Origin of the sequence: Mesorhizobium sp. AA23 (assembly GCF_001672435.1) — a bacterium.
In the GTDB taxonomy this organism is placed as follows: domain Bacteria; phylum Pseudomonadota; class Alphaproteobacteria; order Rhizobiales; family Rhizobiaceae; genus Mesorhizobium.
The window spans coordinates 689,402-709,664 of record NZ_LYTP01000001.1; the positions used below are offsets into that span (position 1 = coordinate 689,402).

17 protein-coding genes and 1 tRNA gene are annotated in these 20,263 nt (G+C 60.4%); 4 read left to right on the forward strand and 14 right to left on the reverse strand.

Annotated elements, in window-relative coordinates:
- Nucleotides 1-161: 161 nt before the first annotated feature.
- Genes A9K66_RS03345 through obgE form a run of 3 tightly spaced genes read right to left on the reverse strand, consistent with a single transcriptional unit; the run spans nt 162 to nt 3,658 of the window.
- The gene (locus A9K66_RS03345) at nt 162-1,448 is read right to left on the reverse strand and encodes a glutamate-5-semialdehyde dehydrogenase (RefSeq protein ID WP_067319555.1); all 1,287 of its coding nucleotides are present in this window, start codon (nt 1,446-1,448) and stop codon (nt 162-164) included.
- Between the two features lie 18 nt (nt 1,449-1,466).
- Nucleotides 1,467-2,624: a glutamate 5-kinase gene (proB, locus tag A9K66_RS03350; protein ID WP_067319557.1), complete on the reverse strand. Its 1,158-nt coding sequence runs from the start codon at nt 2,622-2,624 to the stop codon at nt 1,467-1,469.
- On the reverse strand, nt 2,621-3,658 hold the full coding sequence (gene obgE, locus A9K66_RS03355; RefSeq protein ID WP_067319559.1) for a GTPase ObgE: 1,038 nt from the start codon (nt 3,656-3,658) through the stop codon (nt 2,621-2,623). The genes proB and obgE overlap by 4 nt, the downstream gene beginning before the upstream one ends.
- A 148-nt stretch (nt 3,659-3,806) precedes the next feature.
- Here obgE and A9K66_RS03360 point away from each other — a divergent pair, with 148 nt between their 5' ends.
- A complete protein-coding gene (locus tag A9K66_RS03360; RefSeq protein ID WP_067319561.1) occupies nt 3,807-4,670 on the forward strand; it encodes an endonuclease/exonuclease/phosphatase family protein in 864 nt (287 codons plus the stop codon).
- A gap of 163 nt (nt 4,671-4,833) precedes the next feature.
- Here A9K66_RS03360 and A9K66_RS03365 read toward each other — a convergent pair whose 3' ends face one another.
- The 3 genes from A9K66_RS03365 to rplU all read right to left on the reverse strand — a co-directional run bounded on the left by A9K66_RS03365 (nt 4,834) and on the right by rplU (nt 6,633).
- Nucleotides 4,834-5,421 (reverse strand): GNAT family protein, encoded by a 588-nt coding sequence (locus tag A9K66_RS03365; RefSeq protein ID WP_067319564.1) that lies wholly within the window; start codon nt 5,419-5,421, stop codon nt 4,834-4,836.
- A gap of 125 nt (nt 5,422-5,546) precedes the next feature.
- Entirely contained in the window at nt 5,547-5,816 is a 270-nt protein-coding gene (gene rpmA / locus A9K66_RS03370) for a 50S ribosomal protein L27 (protein WP_040991608.1), read from the reverse strand.
- A 100-nt stretch (nt 5,817-5,916) separates the two neighbouring features.
- Nucleotides 5,917-6,633, reverse strand: coding sequence for a 50S ribosomal protein L21 (gene rplU / locus A9K66_RS03375; RefSeq protein ID WP_067319566.1), 717 nt, complete (start codon nt 6,631-6,633; stop codon nt 5,917-5,919).
- Between the two features lie 316 nt (nt 6,634-6,949).
- Between rplU and A9K66_RS03380 the strand changes: the two genes are divergently transcribed.
- Nucleotides 6,950-7,039: transfer RNA gene (locus tag A9K66_RS03380), tRNA-Ser, on the forward strand.
- Nucleotides 7,040-7,175: 136 nt separating this feature from the next.
- Here A9K66_RS03380 and A9K66_RS03385 read toward each other — a convergent pair.
- The 4 genes from A9K66_RS03385 to A9K66_RS03400 are packed head-to-tail and all read right to left on the reverse strand — an operon-like array spanning nt 7,176 to nt 13,702.
- On the reverse strand, nt 7,176-7,910 hold the full coding sequence (locus A9K66_RS03385) for a SprT family zinc-dependent metalloprotease (protein WP_067319568.1): 735 nt from the start codon (nt 7,908-7,910) through the stop codon (nt 7,176-7,178).
- Nucleotides 7,910-10,954, reverse strand: a complete 3,045-nt coding sequence (locus tag A9K66_RS03390; protein ID WP_067319570.1) for a type I restriction endonuclease subunit R — start codon at nt 10,952-10,954, stop codon at nt 7,910-7,912. The genes A9K66_RS03385 and A9K66_RS03390 overlap by 1 nt, the downstream gene beginning before the upstream one ends.
- Nucleotides 10,951-12,213 carry a restriction endonuclease subunit S gene (locus A9K66_RS03395; RefSeq protein WP_067319573.1) on the reverse strand — a complete coding sequence of 421 codons (1,263 nt, stop codon included), beginning with the start codon at nt 12,211-12,213 and terminating at the stop codon, nt 10,951-10,953. Before A9K66_RS03395 ends, A9K66_RS03390 begins: the two co-directional genes overlap by 4 nt.
- Nucleotides 12,203-13,702: a class I SAM-dependent DNA methyltransferase gene (locus A9K66_RS03400; protein ID WP_067319575.1), complete on the reverse strand. Its 1,500-nt coding sequence runs from the start codon at nt 13,700-13,702 to the stop codon at nt 12,203-12,205. The genes A9K66_RS03395 and A9K66_RS03400 overlap by 11 nt, the downstream gene beginning before the upstream one ends.
- Before the next feature lie 81 nt (nt 13,703-13,783).
- Here A9K66_RS03400 and A9K66_RS03405 point away from each other — a divergent pair, with 81 nt between their 5' ends.
- Nucleotides 13,784-14,737: a DUF4145 domain-containing protein gene (locus A9K66_RS03405; protein WP_067319577.1), complete on the forward strand. Its 954-nt coding sequence runs from the start codon at nt 13,784-13,786 to the stop codon at nt 14,735-14,737.
- A 40-nt stretch (nt 14,738-14,777) separates the two neighbouring features.
- Here the strand turns inward: A9K66_RS03405 and A9K66_RS03410 are convergent, their stop codons facing one another.
- A complete protein-coding gene (locus tag A9K66_RS03410) occupies nt 14,778-15,695 on the reverse strand; it encodes an HNH endonuclease (protein ID WP_067319579.1) in 918 nt (305 codons plus the stop codon).
- Between the two features lie 751 nt (nt 15,696-16,446).
- Nucleotides 16,447-17,109, reverse strand: coding sequence for a hypothetical protein (locus tag A9K66_RS03420; RefSeq protein ID WP_067319583.1), 663 nt, complete (start codon nt 17,107-17,109; stop codon nt 16,447-16,449).
- Between the two features lie 197 nt (nt 17,110-17,306).
- Here A9K66_RS03420 and A9K66_RS03425 point away from each other — a divergent pair, with 197 nt between their 5' ends.
- A complete protein-coding gene (locus A9K66_RS03425) occupies nt 17,307-17,954 on the forward strand; it encodes a DUF2726 domain-containing protein (protein ID WP_067319584.1) in 648 nt (215 codons plus the stop codon).
- A gap of 54 nt (nt 17,955-18,008) precedes the next feature.
- Here A9K66_RS03425 and A9K66_RS03430 read toward each other — a convergent pair whose 3' ends face one another.
- Together A9K66_RS03430 and A9K66_RS03435 are read right to left on the reverse strand one after the other, a co-directional pair.
- Nucleotides 18,009-18,758, reverse strand: coding sequence for an NYN domain-containing protein (locus tag A9K66_RS03430; protein WP_067319586.1), 750 nt, complete (start codon nt 18,756-18,758; stop codon nt 18,009-18,011).
- A gap of 300 nt (nt 18,759-19,058) precedes the next feature.
- On the reverse strand, nt 19,059-20,201 hold the full coding sequence (locus tag A9K66_RS03435) for a DUF3800 domain-containing protein (RefSeq protein ID WP_245307366.1): 1,143 nt from the start codon (nt 20,199-20,201) through the stop codon (nt 19,059-19,061).
- Between the last annotated feature and the right edge of the window lie 62 nt (nt 20,202-20,263).

Here is a 20,263-nt window from a genome sequence, read left to right on the forward strand (position 1 = left end):
AAGGGGGGAGATTGGCAGCTCCTTCGCAGCCGCAAATCCTGCAGTGTTGGTGACCGGCGAAACCGGGAGAATCAGCTGATCTCCCCCCTTGCGGGGGAGATGCCCGGCAGGCCGGAGGGGGGTGCCTAGGCGCAAGCTTCAGCCTCTTAGGGCAAGCGATATCAAGGCCTCACCTGCCCCGACCCGCGCACGCGGTACTTGAACGAGGTCAGCTGCTCGACGCCGACGGGTCCGCGCGCATGCATCTTGCCGGTGGCGATGCCGATCTCGGCGCCCATGCCGAACTCGCCGCCGTCGGCGAACTGTGTCGAGGCATTGTGCAACAAAATCGCCGAGTCGATCTCGCTGAAGAATTTGTCGACCGCTTGCGCATCCTCGGCGACGATCGCCTCGGTGTGATGCGAGGAGAAGGTCTCGATATGCTCGATCGCGCCGGCCACGCCGTCGACCAGCTTCACCGCGATGATCGCGTCGAGATATTCCGTCACCCAGTCGGCGTCGGTCGCCGGGCTGGCGTCGGCGAAGGCTTTCATCACCTCGACCTCTGCATGGACCTCACAGCCGGCGGCGCGCAGGGCCTCCAGGATCGGCACCAGATGCGTGGACGCCACCGCGCGGTCGACTAGCAGCGTCTCGGCGGCGCCGCACACGCCGGTGCGCCGCATCTTGGCGTTGACGGCGATCTGGACCGCCATGTCGAGTTTCGCCGAACGATCGACATAGAGATGGCAGATGCCTTCGAGATGGGCAAAGACCGGCACGCGCGCCTCGGTCTGCACGCGCCCGACCAGGCTCTTGCCGCCGCGCGGGATGATGACGTCGAGATTGCCGGCTAGGCCCTTGAGCATCTCGCCGACCGCGGCGCGGTCGGTGGTCGGCACCAATTGGATGGCGTCTTGCCGCAGGCCGGCTGCCTTCAGCCCTTCGACCATGCAGGCATGGATAGCCGATGACGAATTGATCGAATCCGAGCCGCCGCGCAGGATCACGGGATTGCCGGCTTTCAGGCAGAGCGCGCCGGCATCGGCCGTCACGTTCGGGCGGCTTTCATAGATGACGCCGATGACGCCGAGCGGCGTGCGCACGCGCTCGATATGGAGGCCGTTCGGCCGGTCCCATTCGGCAATTACCTCGCCGACCGGATCCTTGAGCGCCGCGATGTCGCGAATGCCGTCGGCCATCGCCTTGATACGTGAGGGGTTGAGTTTCAGCCGGTCCATGAAGGAACCGGACAGCCCGGCTTCCTCGCCGTTCGACATATCGATGGCGTTGGCCTCTAGGATCGCCTGCTCGTTGCGCAGGATGGCGTCGGCCATCGCGGCCAAGGCGTCGTTCTTGGCCTTGGTCGATGCGACGGCCAACGGTCGGGCAGCGGCGCGGGCGCGGAAGCCGATATCGGCCATCAGCGCCACCGTATCTTCCCCGGATTTGTCATGCAGCTTCAGCATGGTTCATCCTCCGCTGGGTCATTCGTCGGCCAAAACTTGGTCGTCGGCCAATACTTGATCACTGGATCGGCTTACCACAAGGTCGTCGCGATGGATCATCGCCGAGCGCGCTTCATAGCCGAGCACATTTTCGATCTCGGCCGTCCTCAAACCCGCAATCCTTACGGCATCGGCGGCATCATAGGCAACCAGCCCGCGCGCGATCTCGCGGCCCTCGGGCGACAGGATCGCCACCGTGTCGCCGCGCGAGAAATTGCCGCTGACGAGCTTGACGCCGGCCGGCAGCAGCGACTTGCCCGATTTCAGCGCGCCGACAGCGCCGGCATCGACGGTGAGCCGCCCGGCCGGCTCCAACTGTCCCGCGATCCAGGTCTTGTAGCCCTTCACCGGGTTGGCGCTGGGCTTGAAGAAAGTGGCGCGCTCGCCGCGCTCGATCGCCATCAGCGGCGACAGCTTGGTGCCGGCGGTGATGATCATCGCCGTGCCGGCGGCGTTTGCGATCTTGCCCGCGTCGAGTTTCGTCCGCATGCCGCCGCGCGAGAGTTCCGAAGCGGCGGCGCCCGCCATCGCCTCGATGTCCGGCGTGATGCGCTCGACCACCGGAATGAACTTGGCTTGCGGGTCCTTGGCCGGCGGCGCCGTATAGAGCCCGTCGATGTCGGAAAGCAGCACCAGAAGATCGGCGCCCATCATGGTCGCCACCCGCGCTGCCAGCCGGTCGTTGTCGCCATAACGGATTTCGGAGGTCGCGACCGTGTCGTTCTCGTTGATGACCGGCACCGCCTTCATCTTGAGCAAGGTCGAGATCGTGGCGCGGGCGTTGAGGTAGCGGCGGCGCTCCTCGGTATCGCCGAGGGTCAACAGAATCTGCCCGGATTTGAGCCCGTCCCTGCCCAGCGCGTCCGACCAGGCGCCCGCAAGCGCGATCTGTCCGACGGCCGCCGCCGCCTGGCTTTCCTCGAGCTTCAGCGCGCGTTTGCCAAGCCCGAGAATGGTGCGGCCGAGCGCGATGGCGCCCGAGGAGACGACGAGCACCTCCGCGCCGGCATTGGCGAGCACCGCGATGTCCTCGGCTAAAGAGGTCAGCCAATCGCGCTTCAAGCCGGTCGCGCGGTCGACGAGCAGCGCCGAGCCGATCTTCACGGTTATGCGCCGGTATGACTTCAGCGATTTCATGGGTTTTGCCGCCAGCGCGTATCGACTGTAGCGGGAACGGCGTCGCGCGCCTCGGCGACCACCGCCATCAGCGCGCGCTGCACAGCCTCGACGCCTTCGCCGGTGACGGCCGACAACAGCATCGGCGCGCGGCCGGCGGCGCGTTTCAGCGAGGCAGCCTTCTTCTTGCGGGCGTCCGCGTCGAGGATGTCGACTTGGCTGAGGGCGACGATTTCGATCTTCTCGGCCAGCCCATGGCCATAGGCTGCGAGCTCGGCGCGCACGGTCTTGTAGGCCCTGCCGGGATTTTCCTCCTGCGCCGAGACGAGATGGAGCAGCACGCGCGTGCGCTCGACATGACCGAGGAAGCGGTCGCCGATGCCGACGCCCTCATGCGCGCCCTCGATCAGGCCGGGGATGTCGGCCAGGACGAATTCGCGGCCGTCGATGCGGGCCACGCCGAGGCCGGGATAGAGCGTGGTGAAGGGATAGTCGGCGATCTTCGGCTTGGCGGCGGTGACAGTCGCAAGGAAAGTCGACTTGCCGGCGTTGGGCAGGCCGACAAGGCCGGCATCGGCGATGAGCTTGATCCGCAGCCAGATGCTCAACTCCTCGCCCGGCTGGCCGGGATTGGCGCGGCGCGGCGCCTGGTTGGTCGAGGTCTTGAAATGCTGGTTGCCGAAGCCGCCATTGCCGCCCTTGGCGAGCAGAAAGCGTTGGCCGACCTCGGTCAAATCGCAGATCAGCGTCTCATTGTCCTCGGCGAATACCTGGGTGCCGGCCGGCACTTTCAGGGTCGCGTCGGCGCCCTTGGCGCCCGTCATGTTGCGGCCCATGCCGTGCATGCCGGTCTTGGCCTTGAAATGCTGCTGGTAACGGTAGTCGATCAGTGTGTTCAAGCCATCGACGGCTTCGACCCAGACATCGCCGCCTCGGCCACCGTCGCCGCCGTCCGGACCGCCGAACTCGATGAATTTCTCGCGGCGGAACGACATCGATCCGGCACCACCGTCGCCGGACCGGATGTAAACTCGGGCTTGGTCGAGGAATTTCATCGGATTTTCAGGTTTCTGCTATTGCGCTTGCGGGATTGCTCTAAACCAAGGTGGAGCCAAGGGCGAGGCCCGTTTGCAACTAAAGCGCCGGATGCACTTTAGCCAGGGGCGCGGTAGCACTGTTCGCGGGCGAGACCGGGAGGGGCGAATGAAGCTTGTCACTTACAATATCCAGTATGGCATCGGCCTCGACGGCAAATACGATGTCGGCCGCATCGCCGACGCGGTGCGCGGCGCCGATGTCATCGCCCTGCAGGAAGTCACCCGCAACAACCCGCGCAACGGCGACCGCGACATGGTGGCCGAGATCGGCGAGGCGCTGCCGGACTATTTTGTCGCCTATGCCAGCAATTTCGAGGTCAATATCGGCTCGCGCCTGGATGCCGGCCGCGCCGTCACCCGCACCTTCCAGCTCGGCAACATGGTGCTGTCGAAGACGCCCATTCATCTGTCGCGTAATCTCCTTCTGCCGCGCAGCCGCAGCCTGGAGCGGATGAACTTCCAGCGCGGCGCCCTGGAGGCGCTGATCGAGACGCCGCTCGGCTTCATCCGCTTCTATTCCACCCATCTCGACCACCGCAGCCCCGTCGAGCGTCAGAGCCAGATCCGTTTCCTGCGCCAGCGCCTGCTCAACTACGCGCTGGAAGGCGGCGGCCTTTCCGGCATTCCCGAAATCGGCCTGCCGGACCTGCCCTATCCGGAAGCCTTCATCGTCATGGGCGACTTCAACATGCTGCCCGGATCGCCCGAATATGTCGAACTCGCCGGACGCCCGGACCATGAATTCGGCATGCCGCTCACCGCCGATCTCGCCGTCGATGTCGCCCAGCGCTTGGACGTTTCCGGCCTCTTCACCTGGATCGACCCCAATCGTCCCAACGATGCGGGCCGCCACAAATGCATCGACTACGTCTTCACCAGCGCTTCGCTCGCCGGCTCGCTGAAGCGCCTGTGGGCCGACCGGCAGGCGCGTGGATCGGACCACCTGCCGGTCTGGGTCGAATTGGGTTGAGTCGTCTCTGAGCGCCGACGCCTAGGCGTGTTGCTATTCAGGTCAGGCTGAGCCGAAAATGACGGCTTCCGGGAACCGGAGCGGAGCGTACTGCAAGTACGCGAGCACCGGAAGCGCAGGAAACCGTCATTTGCAGGCCGGCCTCACCTGAATTTCAACATGCCTAGAAGTGCACCCAGTTGCGCAGGCTCGTCCAGGTCTTGCGGTCCAGCCGGTAGCGCTCGACCGGCACCTGGCCGGCGACGATCGAGTTCAGCATGCCCTGGCCGGCATACTGAAAGCCGCACTTGTGGATGACGCGGCGCGATGCCGGATTGATGACCCTGGTCGAGGCATGCAGCACCTGGATCGAGGTCTTCTGGAAGGCAAGGTCGACCAGCGCGTGCGCCGCCTCGGTCGCATAGCCGCGCTTCCAGTAAGGCTCGCCGATCCAGTAGCCCAGCTCCAGCCCGCGATCGGTGGTATTCAACCCCGCGCAGCCGACGAAAGTGCCGGTGCCGGCGAGAGTCAGCGCATAGGCGATGCCGGCGCGGCGCGACGAGGCCATGGCGAGGAAGGCGCGGGCCTCGGCTTCGCCGTAAGGATGCGGCATGCGGGCCAGCATTTCGGCGACGTGACGGTTGTCGGCCAGAGCGACGAGTTGAGCGAGATCGCTCTCGCGCGGAGCGCGCATGACCAGGCGCTCGGTGGCGAGCACCGGGCAATCGATCGCGTAACTTTCGTCTTCGGTGTCTTTCGCTTCGGCAACCATTTTAGTCCTCCAGGGCAAAGAAAAATGAAAAAGGAGAGATGGAAGCCCATCTCTCCTGATCCTTTTCCTGGCCTGGCCAGACACCGGTTCCCGAGATGGGCGCCGGTGTTATGGTGCGGAACCGGCTACTCCGCTGCTTTGGTGATCGGGTTTACCGAGACGTAGGTTCGGCCGTTGGCTTTTTTGTTGAAGGTGACTGCGCCGGCTTCGAGCGCAAAAAGGGTGTGGTCCGTGCCCATGCCAACGTTGGTGCCCGGATGCCATTGCGTGCCGCGCTGACGAATGATGATGTTGCCGGCGACGACGGCTTCGCCACCGAACTTTTTCACGCCGAGACGCTTGGAGTGCGAATCGCGACCGTTGCGCGACGAACCGCCAGCTTTCTTGTGTGCCATCTAACTAACTCCGATGCGCCCTGAGGCGCTTGAATGGTCTTATGAACGCGTTCGCGTTCCGTTTCAAGTGCGTACCGGCGACGATTATCGCCGACCGTCCTTACTTCTTTTTCGCCAGCTCCTTGGCCTGCTCGCGCCAATCCTTGATCTGGTCGGCGCTGAACGGCATGTGCTCGTCGATCTTGGCGACATCCTTCTCGGTCAGCTTGGCCAGCTGCGCAAAGGTGACGATGCCCTGCTCGGCGAGATCCTTCGCCGCGACGGGACCGATGCCCTTGATCACGGTCAAATCGTCCGGCTCGCCCTTCGGTGCCTTGAACAGCGGCGCGGCCTTGGCCTCTTCGCTGGCGGGAGCTTCCTTGGGGGCGGCCTCTGCCTTGGCTTCCTTCTTGGCCTTGGCCTCCTTCGGAGCGGCTTCGGCCTTCGCCTCGGCGGCGACGTCTGCCTTGGCTTCGGGCGCCTTGGCCTCAGCCTTGGCGGCGGCCTTCTTCGACGGCTTGGCGCCGCCCAGCAGGATCTCGGAGATCCGGACGGTGGTCAGAAGCTGGCGGTGGCCGATCTTGCGGCGCGAATTCTGGCGGCGGCGCTTCTTGAAAGCGATGACGGTGCGGTTCTTGCCCTGCTCGACGACTTCCGCCGTGACCAGAGCGCCATCGACGAACGGCGCGCCGAAGGTGACATTCTCACCCTCGCCATGCGCGAGAACAGTGCCGATCTCGACGATCTCGCCGACCTTGGCTTCGACTTTCTCGATCTTGAGCAGATCGTTGGCGGCGACGCGATACTGCTTGCCGCCCGTTTTGATGACTGCGAACATTTTTTGCCTTTCGCTGTTCGGTCGGCCTCGATGAACCGCTTCAGGCGGTTCGGCCGTCTTTTTGTCAGTCTGCGGGTTCAAAAAACAAGCGGCGCGGAGAAGCCCCACGCCGGATGCGGGCTGTCCCTAACCGAAGGTCGCAAGGAAGTCAAGGCGAGCGGCCCTTGCTCCTGAGCATGCCGCGGGCCGCGCGCCGGTCCGTCGCCTCGCCGACGCTTTTTCAAGAAGCGGGAAATCGGTCGACTAGGGCCTTGTAACTGCGGCGGTCAGCCGTTATCTAGTGCGCCGCGCCGGCAACGGCCGACCATGACCTCGCGGAGAGGTGGCAGAGTGGTCGAATGCACCGCACTCGAAATGCGGCATACTCGCAAGGGTATCGGGGGTTCGAATCCCTCCCTCTCCGCCATATAAATTCCATAACAACCTGATTTGATTGAGTTTTCTGGACAACAACTCCAGCGGACTGCACCGCTGGCTGCACCTTTAGCCCGCGCTTAGAGGGCGTTTTCGACGCCAAGCAGCCTTCTGCGTATGCCATCTGTTCAGATATCGAGGAACTCCGCGCTCAGACTTCCTTGATTGGCGTCTAGCCATGTCTTGGACGCCTCGAAGTCAGGCGCAATCGTTCGCAGAAAATCCCAGAATGCAGGCCCGTGCGAGCGGTGCCGGAGATGCGTCAGCTCATGGGCAATGACATACTCCAGGACCTTCTTCGGAGCGAAAACGAGATGCCAGTTGATCAGGATGTTGCCCTCAGCTCCGCATGATCCCCAGCCATTGGCGAAATCGCCGACGCGGATCGAGCGAGGAGCAAGTCCGAACCGCGTCTTGTAGTCTGCCGCGATCTCCTTCACATCGCGCCGCACGCGCCGTTTGATCCACAGCTTGAGTTCGCGGGCGACGAGTTTGTCGGCGTCGCTGCCTGCCCACGTGGGAAGATCGACAATGAAGCCGTTGCGGAAAGTCAGATCGATCCGGTCGCCATCGGTGCGTCGAACAGTGAGGCGCATGCGGCGGCCCCGATAGGGTATCTTCGAGCCGGTCATGAAACGAGGCACGGCATGCCGGTCTGAGGTGATCCGCTCCATCTCGCGAACGGTGTTGAAGACCCACTGCCGCTTGCGTTCTAAAAAGCTTGCAATGTCGTCGTCGTCGTCGCTGGTGAGCGCCAGTACCTCGACATGGCCCGGCGTGACGGTGATGCGGCGTTCCAATGCTTGAGCCGAGCGGCGAAGCTCGTAGGGAATTTGCTTTCGGCCGATCTGAAGCGTCGGCATCAGGCAGCGCCCCCATAGGCATGGATGGCGAAATCCTCGACCTTCTCGCGGATCACCTTAGTTTCGCCGATGTCGTGCTCTGCCAGGATGCGCCGGACCTGCTGGCGCAAGGAACGCAGGTAGGCCTCCATCTGGGCGAAGGCGGGCTGCGTCGCGGCGGCCTCGGAATAGACTGCACCAATGCCGATGGCCGCGTCTTGCAAGGTGGCGTGGTTAGTGTCGGGCACGATGGCTTCGATGATGCGTAGGATCGAAAAGGCGTTCTCGTCCATGCCCAGCTCGGCGTGCGCGCCCTGCTCTGCTTCGATATCGCCGGTCAGCCCTTGGAAATCGCGCAGGCCGTCGGCGGCGGCGAGCTGACCTTCCTCGAAACGGCGAATGATCTCCAGTACCCGCTCGGAGAAGCGTCCGTACTGGGCCGGGTTCTTGTCCACCAGTTCGCGGGTGACGCGGCGAAGCTCGGCGGACTTGCGAATGAACGCCTCATGCAATTCCGGTTCGGCCTTGCCGTCGGTAGCGAAGTCGTCGGCGAAATTCGGATCGGTGATGTTGCGCAGGCGGATCGTCGTCGAAAGGCCGGTGACATGGACATGCTGCTCCAGCATCTCCCTGATCTTGCCCGAATAGCTCCGGTGGTCGAGGCTCTCGTCCTTGCTGATTGCCTGCGTTGCTAACCGCAAGAAAGCGGAAGCCCATCTGACTTCGGCGGTGAACTCAAGGATGGCCGGGTCCGGTGACAAGTCGCCATAGACCTTGATGAAATTCCGGGTCAGACGCTGGAGATCGAACCAATCGTCCTCCTGTCCCCCGGCTGCCAGCTTGGCGGCGGCATATGCGGCGGCTTTCTCATCCATGCCCTCCAGGCCCATAGCGCGCTTCTGCGCACGGTAGCGGGCGTGGACTTCCTTGAGATCATTGCGCAGGATGGCGATATCACGCATCGCGTTTTCGACATCCTCGGAGCGGTAGGACTTCAGCGCCTCGTCAAGATGGGCGGTGACGCCGATGTAATCGACGATGCGCCCGTTGGGCTTCTCGATCTCGCCCCCGTTCGTCAGCTTAATCGCGCAGGTTCGGTTGGTCCGCGCGATGGCCTGAAGCAGGTTGTGCTCCTTCAGCGGCTTGTCCAGATACATGACGTGCTCGATGGGAGCGTCGAAGCCAGTCAGCAGCTTATCGCAGACGATCAGGAAGCTCGGCTGCTGTCCGAACGCCTTGAACCGCTTCTTCACGTCCTTCTCGGCAGCATCGTCGAGGTAGTGCGCTTCCAGCCCGGCGCGCAGCGCGGCTACCTCCGGGTTTTCGGAGGGTTTGTTGTCCTCTTGGCTTTTGGAATAGACGCAGGCGATCATCGCCTCGGCCTTGGCCTTCGCCATCTCTGCCTCCACGCCGCCACGTTCCAGATCGGCGGCAATCACGGCCGATAGTGCCGAGCGGTAGAGGATCACTGCCTCGCGGTCCACGGCCACGATCTGCGCCTTGAAGCCGTCCGGTTGGCAGACGGTCTTGAAGTGCTCCCAGATGTCCATCGCGATCAGCCGGGTGCGTTCCGGATGCTTGGCTACTGTGGCGACCGTCAGTCCCTTGCGCTTCAGTTCTTCGCGCTTGTCATCCGCCAGGTCCACGAACCAGCGGTCGAACAGGATGTCTATCTCGGCCTCGTTGATCGCCCAGTCGGCTTTGCGGCCCTCATAGAGGATCGGCACGGTTGCCCCGTCCCGCACTGCGTCGTCGATGCCGTATTTGTCCAGATACCCTTCGCCTGCAATGCTGAACCGAGCATAGGTATCCTTATCGGTCGATTTGATCGGTGTGCCCGTGAAGCCGTAGAAGTGGGCGTCGGGCAAGGTCGCCTGCAGGTAAGCGCCCAAGTCCTTTTCCTGCGTGCGATGGCACTCGTCCACCAGCACGATCCAGTCGGCCGAATTGGGGATCGGGTCTTTCGATCCGGCGAACTTGAAGATAGTGGAGAGCAGAATTTGCCCGTTGCCTCCCCGGTTCACCGCCTCGCGCAGCGCCGCGACCGATCCGCACTGCGTAGGGTTAGGCAAACCGCAGGCAACGAACGTTTTGCTGATCTGGTCGTCGAGGTCGATCCGGTCAGTCAGCACGAGGATGTTCGGGTTAGCGAGCGTCGGCGCGTCGAGTGTCAAATGGGTCTTGAGCTTGAGAGCCAGGAACACCATGGTCAGGCTCTTGCCAGAGCCTTGCGTGTGCCAGATCAGCCCCCTGCGATGCTTCCCCTCCGCAACGCGCTCGACGGCTTTGTTGACCGCCCGGAACTGTTGATATCGACAGACCTTCTTGATCTTCCGGCCTGTTTCCGCGTCGATCTCGAACACGATGAAGTGGGCAAGCAAGTCAAGCAGGTGGGAAGGTTCACACAGGCACCATAAATCCTTGGCGAGATCGTCTGGAAACTCGTCGCGGTGGCGGGGCCAAGCGTCAGGCCAAGGCGCATAGAACTGCGAGGGCGCGCCTGTCGCACCATGCAGCGTGGTCATGCCATCGGTCACGAGGTTGAAGGCATTGGGATAGAACAGCCGGGGGATGTCCCGCTCATACTGCTTAATTTGCTCGAAGGCTTCCTCGGCCTTAGCTGTGGCTTTGAGCGGCGACTTTGCCTCGATCACCACCAGCGGGATACCGTTCACGAACAGCACGATGTCGGGCACACGGGGACGCTGGGCGACAACACGGAATTGTCGAACGGCATGGAAGCGATTGCGGCCCGGCTGCTTGAAGTCCATCAGCGCTATTTGGCTATCGCGGTTCTCGCCGGTTCGGCGGCGGGAATAGCCACCGCGCAGCTTCCGCTGCCATTCCTCGTTGTCGGAAACCGTGGCGAGGTCATTGTAGATTGCCTCGGCATCTTCAGCGCCGATGCTGTTCAACGCGCGCAGCGCCTCCACCAGCACGGGCTTGAGAATGACGCGGTTATCCTCCTCACGCATCGCCAAGGCCGTGGCCGGGGATAGCATCTGCCAGCCCAGCGCTGCCAGCGCATCGAGCGCCGCCTTCTCGGCAAGGCGGTATTCGCTCATCCAGGCACCCGCACGCGACCGGAGAGGAGGTCCGACATCAACGACGACTTCATGTTCCGAAGGCGGTCCAATTCCTCTGCGTAACCATCAATGGCGTTTACAAAGCCATCCATGGCTTCCGCAATTGTGTCCTGATCGACAAGCGTAGGAAGGACAATCTGCAAGGCCTTGAACGTGGGCATGTAAATTGTTTGGTGAGTGCTGCCGCTTGCCAAAGACTTCCACACCGGCTGCATCCAGCGCATCAGGTGCAATAGATAGCGGTTGTTCAGGTTCTCAGAGCAGACGAAGTTTGCAAAATCTTGGCTTGTGGCCATCGACCTCGCCATGATGACGCATTTTCCCACTGTCGCCGTTCTCGAAAAGCAAACCGTTCCAGCCGGCAACAGGCGAGCAGACGAATTAGCCAGCCCAGCCCGCGTGATCCGCATTTCAGTCTCGGCAATGTCGGTTTTTTCGAGATTTTGTGTGTCGTGAAGCGAAATCCATCCCACATCCCCACCGTCCCAATATTGAGGCTTTTTGCGATCCGGCGTATGCCCGCTCTCCAGTCGCGCCACTTCGACCAGCTTTACGATCTGCCACCCTTTCGGAAGCCTCTCTACTCTGTCGATCCTGCCAGTGGTCCATCCCGCAATCACATGGCTTTCATTGGACCGATCACCACTGCTCAAGAACGTCGCGAAGGCTGCGTGCTGTGTGGCTACGGCAGCATCATACACGGCCTGTGTTCTCGCAATCACCTCATCTACCGACCGCAGCACCTCGGCGATCCGATGCTGCTCGTCGATGGGCGGGAAAAGAAAACGGTAACTTCCGATTTCGCCCTTGTTTAGGCTTGCCTGATTTACCGCTCTTTTGCATGTCGCCCGGAAATGATCTCGTGTTTCATCGGACTGCAGTCGAGCAAAAAGGAAATGCGGAACTACCTGAGCGTTTGGCCTCAAGCGCATCAGGTTCATGCCGTGATAGAGCGCGCGCTCATCCTTTTTGATAGCAACCTTTGCTATGTGTTCGACGCTGTTGATGTGGCTGAACAAGATGTCATTTCGGCGCAGCTTGAATGCCTCTATCCTCTCGTCCGGTTGAGCAAAGCCAATGCGGTCGTAATCAATCTGACCGCTTGAGATGGTTTCAATGCGCGTCATCGGCACCGTGCCATCCAATGCTCGCGTGTCGTAGGTCCAACCGTTGCGGAAGTCTTCCAAGCAGTCGGAAAGGGGAATCTCAAGCCACCCCTCTGGCACCTCACAGGACATAGCCAAGCCTCTGAAGGTGCCCAAACATCACGGCCTCGGCCTCGTTGCGCTTGGAGATCAGGTCTCGAAGCTTAGCTACTTCCGCCGCGACATTGACTGCTTCGGCATCCGCACCGGTCTGTACATAGCGGCTGATGTTGAGGTTGTGGCCATTCGAGCTGATCTCCCCGACCGGGACGACGCGGGCCAGCTTTTCAATGTCAGCAAAGCCATGGACGGCATCGGCCAGGGTGCGAACGTGCCCGTCGGTCAGGAAGTTCTGCGCTTTGCCCGGCTGGAAGGTAGCATCACCATTGACGATCAGCACCTTGCCCCGGCGCTCGGCAGGCTTTTTTTTGCGGCACACCAGCACAGCGGCAGGGATGCCAGCGCCATAAAACAGGTTTGGGGCAACGCCTACGACCGCCTCAATCACGTCTGCGGCCAGCATGGCCTCCCTGATCCGCCCCTCGGCACCGCCACGGAACAACACACCATGCGGCACCACCACCGCGAGCATCCCGTCATTCTTCAGGCTGGCGAGCATGTGCTGGACGAAGGCCAGGTCGCCATAGCCTCTGGGCGGGCAACCATAGACATCGCGCCCGAACGGGTCACCGTTCTGCCAGACCTCGTAGCCCCACACCTTTTCCGAAAAGGGCGGATTGGCGAGTACCCGGTCATAAGCCCCGATGCCCTCGACGAACTCGCGGGCTTTGGGGTCATACCGCTTAGGGGAAAGGATCGTGTCTCCCTTGGCGATGAAGGCGTCGTCGACGTTGTGCAGGAAAAGGTTAATCTCGGCGATGCCCCATGTCGCGAAGTTCTTTTCCTGCCCGTAGAGCGACAGGGTGCGCGCATCTTCGCCCCGGTCCTTCAGATACTGCACCGCCTCCAACAACATGCCGGCAGAGCCGCAAGTGGGATCGTAGATCGACATACCAGGGCGCGGCTCGACGATCTCAACCATAAGCCGGACAATCTGGCGCGGCGTGTAGAACTCGCCGCCCTTCTTGCCCGCGCCTTCGGCGAACATCTTGATGAGATAGAGGTAGGCATCGCCCAGCATGTCAGCGGGCACATCCGCATTGCGCAGGCGGTGCTTCTCGAAATGCGCGAGAAGCTTTTCAAGCAGGGCATCTGAAAAGCGATCCTGATTGGCGAAGTCCACATCGCCAAACACGCCGCGCAGCCGGATGTTGGCATCTTCGATGGCGTTCAGAGCATTGTTGAGCCGCTGGCCGATCTGCGTTGATTGCCGCCGAACGGCATCCCAGCGATGTTCCTTCGGGATGTGGAAGCGATGCTCGTCAGGATCAGCAGCTTCCTCGCGGTCGCCGGTCTCGGCTAGCAGGGCCTCGAACTCTTCGTCCCATACGTCGCAGAGCCGCTTAAAAAACAGCAGGCCGAAAATGTACTGCTTGTAGTCGGCCGCATCGACGGTGCCGCGAAGGATGTCCGCCGCCTGCCACAAATGGCGTTCAAGGCTCTGCTGGGAAAGGGTCGACATGAATTGGAACTACATCCTGAAACATGCGCCAACCTGAAGGCGCTGTCCCATTTCATAGGCAGAGAGTGCCGTTTGGTCCAGATGAAGGCGACGCTGGGAATTGGCCGGGGCGATCCCGGAACGGACGTTGACATCGAACGGCAGCACTTGCAGAACGATCTCGCCCACCCTGCAACTAGCGGTTCGACCTGCGAAGGCACGATGACTGAAACGGCCACTGTGATCCGCAAAGCGTTTTGTTCCGAGTGCAGAGGCATGCGCAATTGTGATGTGCGTGGACATCACAAGGATTATGGCCAGGAAGGCGACGGCTACATTCAGTGGTGGATCGATTGGTATATTCTACAATGCCGTGGCTGCGATCACATTTTCGTCCAGAAATCTTCGGCTGACTCCGAGAATATCCATCAATTCTACAATGAGTTGGGCGAACCCGATAGCGAGCATATCGAAACACTTTCATATTGGCCTGCGTTATCCAAAAGGCAAAAACCTGAGTGGTTGGACGATTTTGGTGTCCACATTGGCGACGCGGACGAACTTGAGCAGGCTATCAGGGAAGTTTACGGAGCGCTGGATGCTGACCTCCCTATCCTGGCGGCAATCGGTATGCGAACGTGTTTCGACGTGGCTGCTATTTTGCTCGGGGTCGAAGACAACCTCCCATTTGCCAAGAAACTGGACGAATTGGTCCGGCTTCAAAAGATTGGCGGCGTCGACAAGGACCGTTTGGCACTGCTGGTAGATGCTGGAAGCGCGTCGGTGCATCGGGGTTGGAAGCCAAAGCCCAAGGAGTTGGAAACGCTGGCAGAAATCTTAGAACACTTTGTGTTCGAGGCGTTTGTGGCACCGTCTCGCCGCAGCCGTCTGGATGCGGAAGCAAAAAAGCTCGAAGGCAACGTGCCGTCTCGCAAACGGAAGAAGGCTGAGGCTCCGACCACAGAGGCACCGACGGCGACGGGGTCAAAGTCGAGTCCGTCGACAAGCGAACCGTCACCTGCGGCTTTACCTCCTGCAAGGCAGACCACATCATGAGCTGCCTTCGAAACATCCGCTCATCGAGGGCTATCGCGGATTATGAGCTTCGTAGCTTAGTCAGCTCCGCTTGAATTGCATCAGCCCGCTTGCCGTGATGAGCCTCACGATGATGGGACGGGCAGACGCACGCCACATTGTTGATGCTGTCCGCTCCGCCTTTCCCAAGAGGGCGGATGTGATGCACCTCGACAAACGGGACGCCGTTCGAGGTCACGAACAACGGAATTGTGCAGCCATCTACTTCGCAAGCATTGCTTGCTCTGATCCTGGCATAGGCAATAACGACGGGGTCGCGTGCCCGACCAGCTACCTTAATGGGCAAAAGCTTTCCGTCGCGCTCTTTCTTCGGCTTTGCGAGTAGGGCCTCCAACTCAGCCGGGGACTTGCCCAGCAGGCTGGTTGCAGCCCTTTCCAACATATCTCGGGCTGTTTCGTCATTCTTGTCTTCCGGGTCGTTCGCCACTGGAACCAATTGCTGATCTGGGGTCGGATCGACAACGACCCCGGCGTGCTCATGCCAAAGACGAACAAGCTCTTCCGCTTCCTTTTCCGTAAGGTTGAAATTGATCCCTCGGGCACCGCTGAACACGCCCCTGTCGCGCAGAATTGTCGATTGGAGAATGACATTCTGCCTTAGGTGTCCACCACGCTCTGCTCGTTCGACGATCCGCAAGCGAGTGTGTTCGTCTTGAACGGCCTTTTCACCGTCATCGACCCAATAATTGTCGAACTCCTCAAATTGCAGCAGCCTCGGCCGCTCTATCACCTCGGCAATCGCGTGTACTCCGCGATAAATCTCTTGGCCGCCCTTGCCCTGCCAAAGAAAAACGCGATCTCCCATGGCGATCTTCTGTTTCAGCAGCGTCGTTCGCCACCAAAGTTCGTTTTTGCCGTCTGCCAACGCATCAACCAGGCGGTAGTTCTCGGGCAGGTTTAGAAAGACGAAATTGTTCATGCCCGAACCTGCTGGACCGTCGAATTACCAATCGCCTCTGTTGGAGGCGGGGTGACCGACTTTGCCGCTCTCACAACCAAGCACCGGCGATGCAGCTCTGAGATATCATCGGTCAGCCCTGCGTGAAGCAGCGCGGCACCAAGCAAGCTCATGCAATCTTCGTCTGCAAGCGCGCTGGCTATCGGCAGGTTTTGGTCTTCGAACGCGGCTTTCGCTGCTATCGCGGCAGCGCGAGCGTCTGCCACATGGCCATCAGATGGACCTCCGGAAACAAACGCTTCGAATACAACGATCTCTCCGGGGCTTTTGGGCAGCTTATTCCAATCTTGCCATGCTCGCGCCCCAACAGACCGTTTGGAAATGCTGTCGAGCAGCCACGGGACCACAGCGAGAGCGATTGCAGTCGTCGTTGCCCCTGCCGCAACGCTCCATGCGCGTGATCCTTCACCTGGCCTCGCCTTTAATAGAGCTGTGACATGCCGGCCGGCGGGAACGTACATTGGAGCTTCAAATCCAAGGACGAGCGGGCCGTGTCGAGAAGCCTCCACGATAGCATCTATTAGAGCGTCAGGGTCGGTGCCACCCTCCTCAACAACCGGACCGAGGATAAACCAGCCCAAGTTCCCCTTTGCAGGAGAGCCAACGTCTATCGCTGCGTAGTGCATGGGTTTCCTTTGGTTGTGAGCCAGGCAATGATCTCAGAGATGCCTTGCGTCCAATGAGCAGGCTCTGGCTCCAGGCGGATGAACGTTCAAAGCAAGAGGTGTTCTGGATTTCCAGTCGCCCAACCGAGCCGGAGGCGCTGACCAGTTCTCAAGACGAGGACCATCGGTTCATCCGGCCGCGCCGTGTTGCCGAAGAGCCCAGCGAACCGCTCAAAGTCATCGAACCACATTCGGGCGGCGGAAAAAGTGTGAACGATCATCGCCGCTTCGTCGGTCTTGAACCGCTTGGCTTCCAAGAGCGCTGACGCCGTTCGATGCAGCAACTGATAGCGGATATCCATGGGCGGAACGCCATCAAGGGCCATTAGGTCGCAAATTTGACGCAAGCGAAGGCGTTTGCCATCAGAGGGGTCCGCAAACCATTCGCCGACCGTTGGGCCGAACGGCTCGTTGACCTTCCCTTCAATTGTGGCAGCGCAGGTATTCTCGCCGAAGCGTATAAGGGCGAACACGTCGCTTTGACTGTGACGCTGACCACCGGCCAGCGGAACCTTGTGCTCGGGAAGAGCAAGCAGCAGTTCGCTCGGGCCGTCGAACATCGCGGCGATCTCTGGTGGAAGACCATTTGCCCGTTCCCAGCAATGGGCGAGTGTCCGCGCGGAATAGCCGGTCCGCCAGTGTTTGCTCGGATCAGCCAACAACGCTTGCCAGTTATCCGGTCCCGTGCTCGGGATATAAATGCGTGACATAATGAGATGCCCCACCTCGCCCCGTCGCCGACAACTATCATGACGCGTCCGAGGCTGCTACCGCGCCCTCGGACAGCGACGGCTATTCAGGCTTGGCCCGTCGCGGAAAATGATCATTGCACAATACTTGACGCTTTGCTGATATGGCGAAAGTCAGATTGCCAGAAGCCATCTGCATTGCGGAGTAGCATTTTTGCATGCCGCCCGAATTTGCTGATCCGATACGGCTCGCCGCCGTCGCAATAGCTGGCGTCATCGCCGGCATGGCGCTGGAACGGTTTTTATCTAAGATGCAGCGGCAGGCATGGAAAGAAAGGAACCGCTGGCGCTGGGAACGAAAACGTGTGGTCGCCAAGACCGCCGCCGACATCTGGGGACCGCGAAAGGATGCGCCACCCCCTAAGCCCATTGATGCCGCAGATCAGTTGCGAATTGTCATGGGAGCTCAGTTCAGTATTCAGCCGCTCCTTAACAGAAGCGAAGTGCGGGTCTTCAAGGAGCTTGACCGGATGGTGATCGACTGCAATCCGGCGTGGCAGGTCATGGCCCAGGTATCGCTGGGAGAAATTCTGCGTAGCACCGATGCCAGCGCCTACAGTTGCATCAATTCGAAGCGGGTGGACCTTCTTCTCGTAGACGAAGCCTGCCGGCCCCGACATGCACTCGAATACCAAGGGCGCGCGCATCATCAAGGCACAGCAGCCGCACGTGACGCAGTCAAAAAAGAAGCTCTGCGGCGGGCAGGCATCAGCTATCACGAGATTGTGGGCGGCCACACGACGCCTTCGGAACTTCGGCAATTGGTCGAGAAACTCGTGGATAGGCCGGCTACGGGAAATAGCTAACAGTTGCATGTAGCTTGGCGCAATCTGCGCGAACGTCGCTCGCCCTCAGCGCCTTTATCGCTTCTCTTCCTTAGGGGATGATGTCGTTTTCACGCGAATACGCATACCCCCTCCCTCGACATGCTCGATTTCGAATGCATTGGTCTTTCGGACGAGATCGCTCAGCTTGCGGAAGCCGAACGTCCTCGGATCGAAATCAGATGCCAGATTGGCAAGCTGATTGCCTACTCCGCCAAGCGCCACCCAGCCATCTTCACTTTCCATCTGAGCGATGACTTTCCTAATGATTGGTGTGGCAGCGCTCGGGGGCTGAAGAGGCTTTTCGGGTTTTGCTGCGTCGGGGGCGTTGGCTGCGGCGGTTGGGAGGAGGTTTTCCGTATAGATGAACCTCCGACAGGCTTGACGGAAACTCTCAGGTGTTTTCTGCTCCCCAAACCCGAAAGCGTCGATACCTTGCTCGCGGATGCGCGCGGCAAGGCGTGTGAAGTCGCTATCAGACGACACCAGACAGAACCCATCGAACCTGCCGCTATGCAGCAAATCCATAGCGTCGATCACCAATGCAATGTCTGAAGCATTCTTACCGGGCGTGTAGGCAAACTGCTGCTGGGGAATGATTGCATGTTTTGAGAGAATGGCGGACCATCCCTTCATATGGGGGCCGGAGAAATCTCCATATAAGCGACGCACGCTTGCTTCGCCGATCTTGGCGATCTCCTCGAACAAGCCATCCGCGATCTTGGCCGACGCATTATCCGCATCAATCAGGACAGCAAGACGCGCTGATCTCGTTTCATTCGGCATGTCGTTCCCCCAGTATGAAACAAAAGGCTCCTAGCATAACTCATGCGCACTTCTCAGGGGCCCCACATGGGCTCCGGCCCCCGCCATCGAAGATGCCTGCGTCCCGCACGGGCTCGTGCTTGATGCTCTTAAGGCCGATCCAGCCCCGATTAGTTCCGCACCATTGAACCCAAGATAGCTTGCATGTGCATTTCCGGGCCGAGTTCGCCCTTGGCCTCAGCGGTCAGCAGGTACTCGGCCTTGGCCCTGTGGCCATCGCGTGGCGATGTGCTGGCGGGTGCCAGCCGCCCTGCTTGCTGGTCACCCAACCTCCCCTCCACCCTTACCAGACCGGTGCCCGAAGACGTTGTTCGTAAAGTAGTCGATCACTTCGGCAGCCTGCGTCCCCTGCCGGAAGCGGCGTTGCTCTTCGAAGTCGATTGACGGTAGCAGATGTATGAACTGGCCTTCCCGGTAAAGCGAGGTCAGCGCTTCCGGGTCGAGCCCGCCGGTTCGCAGGCCCGTGAGATTGTTGGCTGCCTCGATTGCCGCCCCGATCATGACGTCGGCGAGTTGCACCGCCGGGCTCAATTTGGAGTCGACTTGCTTCACCTCCTTAAGCTGCAGAGGAAACTTGAGGCTGGCAATTTCTGATTGCCGGAACTCGGCGACCTCGTCATGGTCGATAAGGCGCTGAAGCAACTCATGGTAAGAGAGGAGGTTCTTCGATTGGTCGTGTTCTACCCTGTAAGGTCCGTCAGCCATAACTTCCATGCGGCTGATCAGCGACTGCAACACTACCAATGCTGCATCCGTATCGACACCTGGCGTAGCTATTGCTTCAAGGCATTCGGGCGCTGCGTATTGGGCCAATGGCCCTAAGGCTTCAGGTAACTCGCGCCACCTCGTTTTGCGCGCTGCGGAAACCAAATCCATCAATGATCCAAGCGTCTTCTGTTTGACAGCTCGCTGGAACGCCGCAAGTAGTGCGTCAAATTCCTCCTTGCCAAGGATGGTTGGACCTGCGTAGAACAAAAGTGAGGCCAAGGCATAATTTTGCCCGTTCTCATAAAAATTGAAGCCCCGCTCGTAATAATAGGGCTCGACGGCATAGTCGAGAAACATCAGCACCAGCAGAAACCGCTTATCGCAGACGTATGTGACGCACTTGTATGCAGTTAGTAAGTCACGTTGCAGCGCTAGAAGCTTGGTCGCGTTGCTTGGACGGCGTGACAAAGTTCGGTACTTAAGTTCCGTTGCCTGAAGGTTGGGGAAATGTTCCTTGATCAGCAGCGCAGCGTCTTCATTGCTTATCGCAATGGCACTAGCGCCCTGAAAGCGCTGATCGGCGTTAAGCAAATCATACCCTGTGTACCCGCTCTCATCGATCCGGAAGCACTCCATAATTGGCCTCCTCGCCGCAGCGCTCCAAATCCCGATGCGAACGTTGATGGATCGCAGCAATCGTCTCCGTCCTCAACGTCTGCCCGCGTCCAACAAGGGCCCCACAAAGGCCACCCACCCCC